The organism is Streptomyces sp. SLBN-31, assembly GCF_006715395.1.
In the GTDB taxonomy this organism is placed as follows: Bacteria; Actinomycetota; Actinomycetes; order Streptomycetales; family Streptomycetaceae; genus Streptomyces.
The window spans coordinates 1,643,111-1,656,786 of sequence record NZ_VFNC01000001.1; the positions used below are offsets into that span (position 1 = coordinate 1,643,111).

12 protein-coding genes are annotated in these 13,676 nt (G+C 72.4%); 10 read left to right on the forward strand and 2 right to left on the reverse strand.

The window, feature by feature from the left end:
- The 6 genes from FBY22_RS07540 (at position 1) to FBY22_RS07565 (ending at position 7,349) form a co-directional block, all read left to right on the forward strand.
- Positions 1 to 807: an ABC transporter permease gene (locus tag FBY22_RS07540; protein WP_142143454.1), complete on the forward strand. Its 807-nt coding sequence runs from the start codon at positions 1 to 3 to the stop codon at positions 805 to 807.
- The gene (locus FBY22_RS07545) at positions 804 to 1,616 is read left to right on the forward strand and encodes an ABC transporter permease (RefSeq protein ID WP_142143456.1); all 813 of its coding nucleotides are present in this window, start codon (positions 804 to 806) and stop codon (positions 1,614 to 1,616) included. Before FBY22_RS07540 ends, FBY22_RS07545 begins: the two co-directional genes overlap by 4 nt.
- On the forward strand, positions 1,613 to 2,365 hold the full coding sequence (locus FBY22_RS07550) for an ABC transporter ATP-binding protein (RefSeq protein ID WP_142143457.1): 753 nt from the start codon (positions 1,613 to 1,615) through the stop codon (positions 2,363 to 2,365). The genes FBY22_RS07545 and FBY22_RS07550 overlap by 4 nt, the downstream gene beginning before the upstream one ends.
- Positions 2,366 to 2,504: 139 nt before the next feature.
- Positions 2,505 to 4,661: a germacradienol/geosmin synthase Cyc2 gene (gene cyc2, locus FBY22_RS07555; protein WP_142143459.1), complete on the forward strand. Its 2,157-nt coding sequence runs from the start codon at positions 2,505 to 2,507 to the stop codon at positions 4,659 to 4,661.
- A gap of 120 nt (positions 4,662 to 4,781) precedes the next feature.
- A complete protein-coding gene (gene phsA, locus FBY22_RS07560) occupies positions 4,782 to 6,656 on the forward strand; it encodes an O-aminophenol oxidase PhsA (protein WP_142143461.1) in 1,875 nt (624 codons plus the stop codon).
- Positions 6,657 to 6,764: 108 nt separating this feature from the next.
- Positions 6,765 to 7,349 (forward strand): PDZ domain-containing protein, encoded by a 585-nt coding sequence (locus FBY22_RS07565; protein ID WP_142143462.1) that lies wholly within the window; start codon positions 6,765 to 6,767, stop codon positions 7,347 to 7,349.
- Here FBY22_RS07565 and FBY22_RS07570 read toward each other — a convergent pair.
- A complete protein-coding gene (locus FBY22_RS07570) occupies positions 7,342 to 8,097 on the reverse strand; it encodes a metallophosphoesterase (RefSeq protein WP_142143464.1) in 756 nt (251 codons plus the stop codon). The genes FBY22_RS07565 and FBY22_RS07570 overlap by 8 nt on opposite strands.
- Positions 8,098 to 8,233: 136 nt before the next feature.
- Here FBY22_RS07570 and FBY22_RS07575 point away from each other — a divergent pair, with 136 nt between their 5' ends.
- From FBY22_RS07575 to FBY22_RS07585, 3 genes are all read left to right on the forward strand, one after another.
- Positions 8,234 to 8,860: a LysE family translocator gene (locus FBY22_RS07575; protein WP_142143466.1), complete on the forward strand. Its 627-nt coding sequence runs from the start codon at positions 8,234 to 8,236 to the stop codon at positions 8,858 to 8,860.
- 117 nt (positions 8,861 to 8,977) lie between these two features.
- Entirely contained in the window at positions 8,978 to 10,105 is a 1,128-nt protein-coding gene (locus FBY22_RS07580; protein ID WP_142143468.1) for an aminopeptidase P family protein, read from the forward strand.
- Positions 10,106 to 10,151: 46 nt separating this feature from the next.
- Positions 10,152 to 11,087 (forward strand): aminoglycoside phosphotransferase family protein, encoded by a 936-nt coding sequence (locus FBY22_RS07585; RefSeq protein WP_142143470.1) that lies wholly within the window; start codon positions 10,152 to 10,154, stop codon positions 11,085 to 11,087.
- A gap of 36 nt (positions 11,088 to 11,123) precedes the next feature.
- Here FBY22_RS07585 and treZ read toward each other — a convergent pair whose 3' ends face one another.
- Complete coding sequence (gene treZ, locus FBY22_RS07590) at positions 11,124 to 12,869, reverse strand: malto-oligosyltrehalose trehalohydrolase (RefSeq protein WP_142143472.1); 1,746 nt, start codon at positions 12,867 to 12,869, stop codon at positions 11,124 to 11,126.
- 173 nt (positions 12,870 to 13,042) lie between these two features.
- On the opposite strand from treZ, the gene FBY22_RS07595 reads away from it, so the two are divergent.
- Positions 13,043 to 13,594: a DUF1707 and FHA domain-containing protein gene (locus tag FBY22_RS07595; protein WP_142143474.1), complete on the forward strand. Its 552-nt coding sequence runs from the start codon at positions 13,043 to 13,045 to the stop codon at positions 13,592 to 13,594.
- Positions 13,595 to 13,676 lie beyond the last annotated feature (82 nt).

Sequence of the window (13,676 nt, forward strand, 5' to 3'; positions counted from 1 at the left end):
GTGAACGGGCGGACGGGACGACGTCGGGAGCCGTGGCTGGGTCCGGCCGGAGTGCTGATCGCCTTCGGGATCTGCGAGGTCGTCGGGCGCGTCGGCCTCGTGCGGCGGAGCTACCTCCCGCCCGCCTCCGAAGTCCTCACCCGTGCGGTGCAGTTGGCGGCCGACCGGGCCTTCCTGAACGGCGTCGGCGCCACCCTGCGTGCGTGGGCGCTCGGACTCGGGCTCGCCGTCGCGATCGCCGTACCGCTCGGGCTGCTGCTCGGCAGCCTGCCGGTCGTCGACTCCGCCGTACGCGTGATCGTCGAGTTCCTGCGGCCGCTGCCGTCCGTCGCACTCATCCCCCTGGTGTCCCTGCTGCTGGGCGCCGGCACCGGGACCGAGGTCGCCCTGATCGCGTATGCCTCCCTCTGGCCGGTCCTGTTCAACACGGTCTACGGCCTCGGTGAGACAGACCCGCTCGCCAAGGACACCCTGCGCGCCTTCGGCTTCGGCCGGCTCTCGGTCCTGCTGCGCGTCGAACTGCCCGGCACGGCACCCTTCATCGCCGCCGGCGTCCGGATCTCCGCGGCCTTCGCCCTCATCCTCGCCGTCGCCACCGAACTCCTCTCCGGCTTCGGCGAGGGCCTCGGCATCTTCATCGCCCAGGCCGGACTGGCCACCGACGGAACCCGCGACGTCCTCGCCGGCGTGGTCTGGGCCGGCACCCTGGGGCTCGCCGTCAACGGCGCGCTGGTGTGGGGGGAACACCGTCTGTTCCCCTGGACACCGGACCGGCAGGCGACGACCGCCCGGCGGGTGGGGGCATGAACGGGGAGAGGGGGCGTACGTCCCCCACGTCCCGCCGCGCCCTCCTGCTGCGCCTCCTGGTCCTCCTGCTCACCCTGGCCGTCTGGCAGTCGGTCGCGCGAGCCCACGGCAGCGTCTACTTCCCGCCCCCGAGCCGTATCGCGCGTCGCGCCCACGACCTGTGGTTCTCCGGGCCCGCGCGGCACCTCTTCCTCACCGACGCGGCCGTGGGGAACGTCCTGCCGAGCCTGGGGCGGATGGCGGCCGGATTCGGGATCGCCGCCGCCTGCGGGATCGGCCTCGGCGTGGCGGTCGGGCGGTCCCGGTGGGCGTACGCGCTGTGCAACCCGGTGCTGCAGTTCGCCCGCGCCGTGCCACCGCCGGCCCTGGTGCCCGTCTTCGTCGTGGTCCTTGACTTCGGCACCCCCATGCAGATCACGGCGATCGCCTTCAGTGCCGTATGGCCGGTGCTGATCAACACGGCGGAAGGGGTGCGCAACACCGACCCGCTCCGGCTGGACGTCGCCGCCGTCCTCCGCCTCAACCCCGTCGAACGGCTCGGTTTCCTGCTCCTCCCGTCGGCCCTGCCCCGCATCTTCGCCGGCCTCCGCCTCAGCCTCTCCCTCTCGCTGATCCTCATGGTCTTCTCCGAACTCCTGCCCGGCACCGCCGACGGCATCGGCTACACCCTCACCGACGCTCAGTCCCGCTCCGACCTGCTCACCGTCTGGGCGGCCCTGCTCCTGCTCGGCGTCCTCGGCCACCTCCTCAACACCGCTTTGCTCGCGGTCGAACGACGGCTGCTCGGACAGGGAAGGACGACGGCATGACCCTCCGCCTCGACGCCCTCGGCCAGCGCTACGGCGACCACCCCGTCCTGCGCGACGTCACCCTCACCGTCCCCGACGGCCAACTCCTGTGCGTCGTCGGCCCGTCGGGATGCGGCAAGTCCACACTCCTGCGCACCGTCGCGGGGCTGCGGCCCGCCCACGAGGGCACGGTCACCCTCGACGGCACGCCCGTCACCGGCGTACCCGACCACCTCGCCGTCGTCTTCCAGGACTACGGCCGCTCCCTCTTCCCCTGGCTCACCGTCCGCGACAACGTCGCCCTGCCACTGCGCCGCCGCGGCCTGGCGCGTGCCGAGCGGCGGGCCGAGGCCGAGCGCATCCTGGAACGCGTCGGCCTCGACGGCGCGGGCCGCCGGCACCCCTGGCAGCTGTCCGGCGGCATGCAGCAGCGCGTCGCCATCGCCCGCGCCCTGGTCTGCCGCCCCTCGCTGCTGCTCATGGACGAACCCTTCGGCTCGCTGGACGCCCAGACCCGCGAGGACCTCGAAGACCTCCTCCTGGAAGTGCACCGCACCGAGAACACCACCATCCTCCTCGTCACCCACGACATCGACGAGAGCGTCTACGTCGGCGACCGCGTCGTCGTCCTCTCCCCCGGCCCCGGCGCCCGCGTCGTCCTCGACCTCCCCGTCGAACTGCCCGGCAGGCGCGACCAGATCGGCACCCGCGGCCTGCCGGAGTTCGTCGCGCTCAGGTCGCGGGTGGGGCGGGCCGTACGGGGCGCCTGAGAAGACGCCGGCCGGACCGTCCGAAGCGTGAACGCCCCAAGACGCCGCGGACGCTCCCGGATCGGCCCCCGTTCACGCGATGGTGTGATCATGTCCCGCTCCGCGGATGCCGCCGCGGGGCCACGGGTAGGGCCCGGCCATGACGCAGCAGCCCTTCGAACTCCCGCACTTCTACATGCCGTATCCCGCGCGGCTGAACCCGCACGTCGACGAGGCGCGCGCCCACTCGACCGAGTGGGCGCGCGAGATGGGCATGCTGGAGGGCTCCGGGATCTGGGAGCAGTCGGACCTCGACGCGCACGACTACGGACTGCTCTGCGCCTACACCCACCCCGACTGCGGCGGCCCGGCGCTGTCGCTGATCACCGACTGGTACGTGTGGGTCTTCTTCTTCGACGACCACTTCCTGGAGACCTTCAAGCGCACCCAGGACCGGGCCGGCGGCAAGGCCTACCTGGACCGGCTCCCGCTCTTCATGCCGCTCGACCTCGCGACCGCCGTGCCCGAGCCGCGGAACCCGGTCGAGGCCGGGCTCGCCGACCTGTGGGCGCGCACGGTGCCGTCGATGTCCGCCGACTGGCGCCGCCGCTTCGCCGTGGCCACCGAGCACCTGCTCAACGAGTCCCTGTGGGAACTGTCCAACATCAACGAGGGACGGATCGCCAACCCCGTCGAGTACATCGAGATGCGCCGCAAGGTCGGCGGCGCGCCATGGTCGGCGGGGCTGGTGGAGTACGCGACGGCCGAAGTGCCCGCGTCCGTCGCCGGATCCAGGCCGCTCAGGGTGCTGATGGAGACGTTCTCCGACGCCGTCCACCTGCGCAACGACCTGTTCTCCTACCAGCGAGAGGTCGAGGACGAGGGCGAGAACAGCAACGGCGTCCTCGTCCTGGAGACCTTCTTCGGCTGCACCACCCAGGAAGCCGCCGACACCGTCAACGACGTGCTGACCTCGCGCCTCCACCAGTTCGAGCACACCGCGCTCACCGAGGTGCCCGCGCTCGCCCTGGACCGGGCCCTGACCGCGGCCGAGGTCGCGGCCGTCGCCAAGTACACGCAGGGCCTGCAGGACTGGCAGTCCGGCGGCCACGAGTGGCACATGCGCTCCAGCCGCTACATGAACGCCCGCGCGCGTGCCACCAGTCCCTGGCACGGTCCGACCGGCCCCGGCACCTCCGCGGCCGACGTCGGCGCCCTGCTCGCGTCGGCAGGCGCCGAGCGGCTGCGCGCGTACACGCACGTGCCGTACCAGAAGGTCGGCCCCTCGCTGCTGCCCGACTTCCACATGCCCTTCCAGGTGGAGCTGAGTCCCCACTTGGACGGCGCCCGCACCCGGCTCGCCGCCTGGACGCACACCATGGGCATCCTGCACGAGGGCGTCTGGGACGAGGACAAGCTGGCCGCCTACGACCTCCCGCTCTGCTCCGCCGGCCTCGACCCCGACGCGGCACCCGAAGCCCTCGATCTCAGTGCCGCGTGGCTCGCCTGGGGCACCTACGGGGACGACTACTACCCGCTCGTCTTCGGCCACCGGCGCGACCTGGCCGCCGCCCGCCTCACCACGCGGCGCCTGTCGGAGTGCATGCCCCTGGACGGCGCGCAGGCCCTCGTCCCGGTCAACGCCATGGAGCGCGGCCTGACCGACCTGTGGGCGCGTACGACGGCGCTGATGACCCCGGACCAGCGGCGCATCCTGAAGGACGCCGTGGACGTGATGACCGAGAGCTGGGTGTGGGAACTGTCCAACCAGCTGCAGAACCGCATCCCTGACCCGGTCGACTACCTGGAGATGCGCCGTGCCACCTTCGGCGCGGACCTGACCATGAGCCTGTGCCGCATGGGTCACGGCCCCGCGGTCCCGCCCGAGGTCTACCGCAGCGGTCCGGTCCGCTCCCTGGAGAACGCCGCCGTCGACTACGCCTGCCTGGTCAACGACGTCTTCTCGTACCAGAAGGAGATCGAGTACGAGGGCGAGATCCACAACGCGATCCTGGTGGTCCAGCACTTCTTCGGCGTCGACTACCCGACCGCGCTGCGCGTCGTCGACGATCTGATGACCCGGCGCATGGAGCAGTTCGAGCACGTCGCGGCGAACGAACTCCCCGTCGTCTACGACGACTTCGACCTCTGCGACGAGGCCCGGGAGATCATGCGGGGCTATGTGGAAGACCTGCAGAACTGGCTGTCGGGCATCCTCAACTGGCATCGCGAGGTCGACCGTTACAAGGCCGGCTATCTGGCCCGCCGCACCCACGGCTTCCTGCCGGACCTGCCGGCCGCCGTACCCGTTCACTGACGTACCGAGAGTTTTTCGCCATTTTGTGCGGAATACGGTATTCCGGGGAACTTCGCCGAGGCGCCACGAGTCCAGTGAGGTGAGAGAACAAGACCACAGAACACACGGGGGTGTTCGACCTTGACCGACATCATCGAGAGGATCGCCGGCGACGGCACGGGGGAAGCGGCACCGGCTCCGGACGAACTGGCGCCGTACGTCACGCCGTTGCCGGTCCCGCCCGTCCTGCGCCCCGGCACTGGTGACGTGCTGCGCGAGACCGAGATCGCGGTGCGCCCCACCTGGGTCCGCCTGCATCCGCAGCTTCCGCCGACCCTGATGTGGGGCTACGACGGGCAGGTACCGGGGCCGACCATCGAGGTCCGGCGCGGGCAGCGCGTGCGCATCGCCTGGACCAACCGGATTCCCAGGGGCAGCGAGTACCCGGTCACCTCGGTGGAGGTGCCCGCCCGCACGCCCGGCACCCCGCCGCCCAGCACCGAGCCGGGCCGCGAGGGAGCGGAGCCGAACAAGGACGTCGCCGCCCTGCCCGCGTGGACGGTGACGCACCTGCACGGAGCGCAGACGGGCGGCGGCAACGACGGCTGGGCGGACAACGCCGTCGGATTCGGCGACGCCCAGCTGTCCGAGTACCCGAACGACCACCAGGCGGTGCAGTGGTGGTACCACGACCACGCCATGAACATCACCCGGTGGAACGTGCACACGGGCCTGTACGGCACCTACCTCGTCCGTGACGAAGAGGAGGACGCCCTGCAACTCCCGTCCGGCCACCGCGAGATACCGCTGCTGCTCGCCGACCGCAACCTCGACACCGACGAGGACGGACGGCTCAACGGCAGGCTGCTGCACAAGACGGTGATCGTCCAGCAGCGGAACCCGGAGACCGGCAAGCCGGTCTCCATCCCGTTCACCGGCCCGTACACGACGGTCAACGGCCGCATCTGGCCGTACGCCGACGTGGACGCCGCCTGGTACCGCTTCCGGCTCGTCAACGCGTCGAACGCGCGCATCTACGAGCTCGCCCTGGTCGACGAGGACGGCAACCCGGTGCCGGGCGTCGTCCATCAGATCGGCAGCGACGGCGGACTGCTGCCCCGGCCGGTACCGGTCGACTTCGACGGCGCGCTGCCGACCCTGACCGTGGCGCCGGCCGAGCGCTTCGACCTGCTGGTCGACTTCCGCGGTCTGGCCGGCAGGAGGCTGCGGCTGGTCAACAAGGGACGCAACCAGCCGCCCGGCGTGCCCGACCCGGCGGGTGACGTGCGCTACCCGGCGGTGATGGAGTTCCGCGTGGGCGAGGACGGCTGCGAGGACACCTTCGAACTGCCCGAGGTGCTCTCCGGTTCCTTCCGCCGCCTCACCCACGACATTCCGCACGGCCACCGTCTGATCGTGCTGACCGTGCCCGGCACCAAGGGCTCCGGCGGGCACCCGGAGATCTGGGAGATGGCCGAGGCCGACGACCCCGGCGACCTCCGGATCCCCTCGGACGGCGTCATCCAGCTCACCGGCGCCGACGGCTCGACGAAGACGTACCGGCGCATCTCCCGGACGTTCAACGACGGCCTCGGCTTCACCATCGCCGAGGGCTCCTACGAACAGTGGAGCTTCCTGAACCTCGCGCCGATCGTCCACCCGATGCACATCCACCTGGCCGACTTCCAGCTGATGGGCCGTGACGCCTACGACGTCTCGGGCTTCGACCCGGCGGTGGGCGGCACGCGCACACCGATCGCCTTCGACCCGGCGAAACCGCTCCCCCTGGCGCCCAACGAACTCGGCCACAAGGACGTCTTCCGGGTGCCGGGCGGTCAGATCCTGCGCGTCATGGGGAGGTTCGACGGCGCGTACGGCCGGTTCATGTACCACTGCCACCTCCTCGAACACGAGGACATGGGCATGATGCGGCCCTTCGTCGTGATGCCCGAGGAGGCGATGAGGTTCGACCACGGCGGGGCACACGGCGGCCACGGAGAAGGTCACACGGGCTGACGCACGCGCCCCGGGCCGGTCCTTCACCCTTGGGCGGCGGGCAGTCTCACTCGTTCGTGGCTCGTCGTGCGCCGGCGCGCAGGGTAGGGCTCCTGCCGGAGGCGAGACATGGAACAGACTGCGTTGCGTCCCAAGCCGATGCCCGGCCAGGACCCCGGCGGCGGTGCCGCGCCCGAGGCGCGCGTGCGTCGGCCGCACGCCGTGCGACGGAGGGGCCGGCGGCTCAGGACCGCGCTGTTGGCGCTGTTCACCGGCACCCTCCTGGTGTTGTCCGGAGTCGGCCTCGGCGCCGTCGGTGTCACGGCGATCGGCATGGGCAGGCTGGCCGACCTGCAACGTCAGGCGCACATCCCGGGCGACCCGGCGGGCGCGGCCCATCCCGTGCCCTCGTCGCGGCCCGCACCGGGGACCGCGTCCCCCGCGCCCCCGGCGGCGACCCTCGGTCTGGAGGCCGTCGACGCGGACAAGGCCGGCGCCCTGGTCGTCGGCGTTCATGTCCCCGGTCCCGGCTACGCGGCCGGCCTGGTCCGCGGTGACGTCCTCCTCGCCCTCGACCGGACCCGCATCGACTCGGCGGCCGACCTCGCCCGCGCGGTCGCCCACGCCCGCCCCGGCACCCGGGTGGCCCTGATGATCCGTCACCGAAGCGGCGGCTACCAGCAGTTGATCGCCGTGCCCGGCGTCGTCACATGACCACCCGGAAGTGCGTGGTCAGGCGCCCGGTGTCGCCCAGCACGTGAAAGGCGAGTCCGACCGGGGCGTCCCGGTCGGCAGCGCCCTCGCCCTCCCACGGCAGGCGCAGCGTCCACGTCACCGCGGGGCCGACGACCAGCGGCCGCCCGGCGAAGACACTCGCGGCGCCGGTGTGCGCGTGACCGGTGATCAGCCCCGCGATCTCCGGCCGCCGCTCCAGCAGTGCCGCCAGCCGGCCCGGTCCGGCCAGCCGGCCGGCGTCGGGCAGGGAGTGGTGCAGGACGGCCGGCGGGTGGTGGAAGGCGAGCAGCACGGGCAGGCTCCCGTCGAGTTCCTGGAGGGTCGCCTCGATCCAGTCGTACGTCTCCTCGTCCAGGGCCCCCTCGTCCCGCCCCGGGATGCTGGAGTCGCACATCAGCACCGCTCCCTCGTCGAAGACGTGCGCGCTGTTGGCCGGCCCGTCCGCCGCCGGACGCCCCAGCAGGGCCTTGCGGTACGGCCCCCGGACGTCGTGGTTGCCGGGGCAGGTCAGCACCGGGAACGGCGCCCCGCCGTCGCGCAGCCCCAGGATGCGGGCCGCCTCCTCGTACTCCGCCTCCGTCCCGTGGTCGGCGATGTCGCCGGTCACCAGCAGTGCGTCCACCCGGCCCGGCAACCCCCACGGCCGGTCCCGCACCCGCTCGGCGCGCTCCGTCGCCCGCCGGCTTCCGTCGAGATGCAGATCGCTGATGTGTGCGAGTACGAGCACGGGCGTGTGCCTCCCGAGAGCTGACTAATGGCTTACGCGCATCTAAGCATTAATGACTAATGGTTGGCGAGGCTCTTGACGTTAGGCGCGGGAAAAGCGCTGGTCCCGGAACCCGGCCCGGGCCACGATGGCCCTCATGCTGAGCACCCTCCTCGCCTTCCTCGGCGCGTGCACGCTCATCGCCGCCTCGCCCGGGCCCAGCACGGTACTGATCGTCAGACAGTCGCTGCGCAGCCGTCGCTCGGGCTTCCTGACCGTTCTGGGCAACGAGACCGGGGTCTTCACCTGGGGCGTCGTCGCCGCCTTCGGGCTGACCGCGCTGCTCGCGGCCTCCGAGGTGGCCTACGGCGTGATGCGCTTCGCCGGCGCGCTCGTCCTGGTCGTCTTCGGCGTCCAGGCGCTGCGGCGGGCCCGGCGTACCGGGGACGGCGAGGAGGCCGAGGACCTTGGCGAAAGTCGCGTCAGGACCGGCTGGGCCGCCTACCGCGGCGGACTGCTGCTCAACCTCGCCAACCCCAAGGCCGCCGTCTTCGCCATGTCCTTCCTGCCGCAGTTCGTGCCCACGGGCGCCCCGCACCTGCCCGCCATGATCGGCCTCGCCGCGCTCTGGGCGGTCTACGAGGTCGGTTACTACGGCCTGTACGTATGGTTCGTGGGCCGCCTGCGCGCCGTGCTGTCCCGTGCCGGGGCGCGCAGGCGCCTGGAGCAGGTCTCCGGAGGCGTGCTGCTGCTCCTCGGTGTCCGGCTCGCCCTGGAGGGCTGAGGCGGTGAGCGACGAGGCGGTCGAAAGATCCGCAGACCGGTCGCGCCGCCCCCGGTGTACGGGCAGGATGCTGCCCGTAGTCCCTTGTGGTCCCTTCACCCGACCAGGGAGGCCCGGATGACCGGCAGCACGCCCGCGCCCTTCACCGCCGACGACTACCGGGCCCGCATGGACCGTGCGGCGCGGGCGGCGGCCGACGCCGGGCTCGCCGGGCTCCTCGTGGCCCCGGGACCGGACCTGGTGTGGCTGACCGGCTACGCGCCCCCCGCGGCCACCGAACGGCTCACCCTCCTGGTCCTCGCCCCCGGACGCGCCCCCGTCCTGGTCGTCCCCACCCTGGAGGCCCCGGACGCGGCGAAGGCGGCCGGCGCCCCGGCCCTGAGCCTGCGGGACTGGACCGACGGCAAGGACCCCTACGCCGCCACCGCCGCCCTCCTCGACGTCGACGGGCGCTTCGGCATCAGCGACAACGCCTGGGCGATGCACCTGCTCGGCCTGCAGCGGGCGCTGCCCGGCACCACGTACGCCTCGCTCACCCAGGCTCTGCCGATGCTGCGGGCCGTCAAGGACGAGGCGGAACTGGAACTGATGGCAGCCGCGGGCGCGGCTGCCGACGCGACGTTCGAGGAGATCCGGAAGGTTCCCTTCACCGGCCGCAGGGAGTCCGAGGTCGGCGCCGATCTCGCCGACCTGCTGCGGCGGTTCGGCCACTCCCAGGTCGACTTCACCATCGTCGCCTCGGGACCCAACGGCGCCAATCCGCACCACGAGGTCGGCGACCGCGTCATCGACCGCGGCGACATGGTCGTCCTCGACTTCGGCGGCCTGAAGGACGGGTACGGCTCCGACACCTCCCGCACCGTGCACGTCGGCGAACCCACCGACGAGGAACGCCGGGTGCACGACCTCGTGCGCGAGGCCCAGGAGGCCGGCTTCCGGGCGGTCCGGCCCGGGGCCGCCTGCCAGGACGTCGACCGGGCCGCCCGCACGGTCATCGAGGCCGCCGGGTACGGCGAGTACTTCATCCACCGGACCGGGCACGGCATCGGCGTCACCACGCACGAGCCGCCGTACATGATCGAGGGCGAACTGCAGCCCCTCGTGCCCGGCATGTGCTTCTCGGTGGAACCCGGCGTCTACCTGCCCGGCCGCTTCGGCGTGCGCATCGAGGACATCGTGACGGTCACCTCGGACGGCGGCCGCCGCCTCAACGACACCGACCGCGAGATGGTCATAGTGGACTGAGCGATCCATGAGCCCCCGTACACCCCCGAGTGACAACGGCGCGACCATGACCCAGGCACCGACACCCACCGCGGACACCGTCCGCCGACTGGTCAGTTCCCTGCTCAAGGACGGCACGGGCGCCGCCGGGCCAGAGGTGCGGCCGGTCGCCGAGGGCGGTGGGCACTCCACCTGGTGGGTCGGCACCCGCCACGTCCTGCGCCTCGCCCCCGACCGCGACGCCGCGCTGCGCCAACGCCGCGAACTGCGCCTGCGGGACCTCGTGCGCCCGCACCTCCCGCTCGCCGTGCCGACCAGCGTCGCGCACGGCGAGTGGGCGCCCGGGCTGACGTACACGCTCGACACCAAGGTGCCCGGTGGCACCGCCGAGCGGCACGACGTGTCGGCCGTCGGCGAGGCCGACCTGGCGGGACTGCTCACCGGGCTGCGCGAGGTGCCCGCCCGGCAGGCCGAGGCGCTCGGCGTCCCGCGTGCCGCCCCGCGCTCCCTGGAGGTGCTGCGCAGGGCCGCGGAGAAGGCCGCCGTGCGGCTGGCAGCGGCCGACGAGTTCGACCCCGCACGCCTCCACCAGCTCACCCCGCCGGCCGCCGTCCAGCTCGCCGCGCAGCCCGGCACCGCGGTCCTCGTCCACCACGGCCTGCGCGGCGAGCACCTGGTCGTCAGCGCCGACGGCCGGGTCCGCGGCGTCCTCGACTGGACCGCCGCGGCGATCGGCGACCCCGCGGAGGACATCGCCGGTCTCGCCGTCGCCGTCGGCTCCCCGGCCGCGGTCCGCGCCGCCACCCTCGCCGGCTACGGCGCCCGCCCCTGCCTGCGAGGCCTGTGGCTGGCCCGCTGCGACACGGTGATCCACCTGGCCCGTCAGCTCGACGCCGGCGACAAGGCCGCACTGCCGCTCCTGCAACTCCAGCTCCGTCATGCCTGGGAGGCCATCCTCCTGGAACGGGTGACGGAACTCAGAGGCGAGGACACGGGGGCGTAGCGCCTGCCGGGTGCCCTGCACCGCCCGCCCCCGCGCTCACCCCTGCAGCAGTACCACCGCGGACTCGCCAGGTACGTGCAGTACGCCGTCGGCGCCCGGCGGCTGAACCGGTTCCCATGCGGCCAGTACGCGCGCGTGGCGCGGTCCGAGCGGGATCGCGGCCGGGGCCTTGGCGAGGTTCACGGCGACGCGTACGTCCCCGCGCCGGAAGGCCAGCCAGCGTTCCCGCTCGTCGTAGGCCACCTTGGTGTCGCCGAGGTCGGGGTCGGTGAGGTCGGCCTGTTCGTGCCTGAGGGTGATGAGGCGGCGGTACCAGGCGAGCACGCGCGCGTGCGGGTCGCGCTCCGGCTCGCTCCAGTCGAGGCAGGACCGGTCCCGCGTCGCCGGGTCCTGCGGGTCGGGCACGTCCTCCTCGGCCCAGCCGTGCGCCGCGAACTCCCGCCGCCTGCCCCGCCGTACGGCCTCCGCGAGCTCGGGATCGGTGTGGTCGGTGAAGAACTGCCAGGGCGTGCCCGCGGCCCACTCCTCGCCCATGAACAGCATCGGCGTGAAGGGCGCGGTGAGGGTGAGCGTGGCCGCGCAGGCCAGCAGGCCGGGGGAGAGCGTCGCGGACAGCCGGTCGCCCTGGGCGCGGTTGCCGACCTGGTCGTGGGTCTGGCTGTAGCCCAGCAGCCGGTGCGCGGCCACGCGCGTGCTGTCCAGGGGACGCCCGTGGTGACGGCCGCGGAAGCTGGAGTACGTGCCGTCGTGGAAGTAGCCGCGGGTCAGCGTCCTGGCGATCGCGGCCAGGGGAGCGCGCGCGAAGTCGGCGTAGTAGCCCTGGGACTCACCGGTCAGCGCGGTGTGCAGGCAGTGGTGGAAGTCGTCGTTCCACTGCGCCTGCAGGCCGTATCCGCCCTCCTCGCGGGGCGTGATGAGCCGCGGGTCGTTCAGGTCGGACTCGGCGACGAGGAACAGCGGCCGCCCCAAGTCCGCGGAGAGGGTGTCCACCGCCGTCGACAGCTCCTCCAGGAAGTGGCACGCGCGGGTGTCCTTCAGGGCGTGCACGGCGTCGAGCCGCAGCCCGTCGATCCGGTAGTCCCGCAGCCACGCGAGCGCGCTCTGCAGAAGGTAGTCCCTGACCTCGTCCGAACCCGGCGCGTCCAGGTTCACCGCGGAGCCCCACGGGGTCTGGTGCGTGTCCGTGAAGTACGGCCCGAACGCCGGCAGGTAGTTGCCCGACGGCCCCAGGTGGTTGTGTACGACGTCCAGGACCACCCCGAGACCCAGCTCGTGCGCCCGGTCGACGAACCGTTTCAGCCCCTCCGGGCCGCCGTACGGCTCGTGTACGGCCCACAGCGACACGCCCTCGTAGCCCCAGCCGTGCCGTCCCGGGAAGGGACACAGGGGCATCAACTCGACGTGTGTGACACCGAGTTCGACAAGGTGCTCGAGCCGCTCGGCGGCCGCGTCCAGGGTGCCCTCACGGGTGTACGTGCCCACGTGCAGCTCATAGAGCACCGCACCCGGCAGCGAACGCCCGGTCCACTCGGCGCGCCAGTCGTACCGGCCGTGGTCGACGACCGCGCTCAGCCCGTCCGGGCCGTCCGGCTGCCTGCGCGAGCGTGGGTCGGGCAGCACGGGACCGTCGTCCAGCGCGAACCCGTACCGCGAGCCGTCCCGCGCCTCCGCCTCGCCGCGCCACCAGCCCTCCCGTTCAGGATCGGGTTCCAACGCGCGCGTGACGTCCTCGCACTGGAGCGTCACGCGGCCGGCCTGTGGTGCCCACACCTCGAACTGCACGGACGGTTCCCCTTCGTCTGCTCACCGTGATGTAGCCCGTCCATGGTGCTTCAAACGAGATCAATCCGCTTTCCAATGACCTCTTTTACGGCGGGTCTCGCCCCGCACGCACGCGTGGCGGCCGTATTCTCGTTTCCTGGACACCCGGGGTTCACTGACCGACAATCACCAACGTGACGTCGTCCTTCGAGTTCAACACGTACCCCGCGCGGCTTTCGGACGCGGAGCGCGACAAGGCGCTGAAGGTGCTCCGCGACGGCGTCGCCATGGGACGGCTGTCGCACGACACGTTCATCCGCCGCATGGAGCTGGCCCTCGCGGCCCGCGGTTCGGACGAGCTCGCCGTCCTCACCGCCGACCTGCCCCAGGAGAGCCGCGTCTCCCGCCTGGTGTTCGGCACCGTCGAGGCCGTCTCCGGCTTCACCGTGCGGCTGCGCAGGGCCTGGCAGGCCGAGCGCCTGCCCAAGCTGCTGCTGCCGCACCCGGCGGGCGGCCACCCGCTGCGGATAGGTCGGGATCCGGCCAACGGACTGCGGCTGACGCACGAGACGGTCTCACGGGTGCACGCCGAGCTCAGCCGGCAGGGCGGCATGTGGGTGCTGCGGGATCTGGGCTCCACCAACGGCACGACGGTCAACGGCCGGCGGGTCATCGGCGCCGCCGTCGTCCGCGAGGGCGACCAGGTCGGCTTCGGACGGATGTCCTTCCGGCTCGCAGTCGACTGACGGGCGACTGAGCCGGACCTTAGCTTTGGCCTGAGCATGACACCGGGTTGACCTGGTGTGATGGCTCAAACCCGGTTCCTCT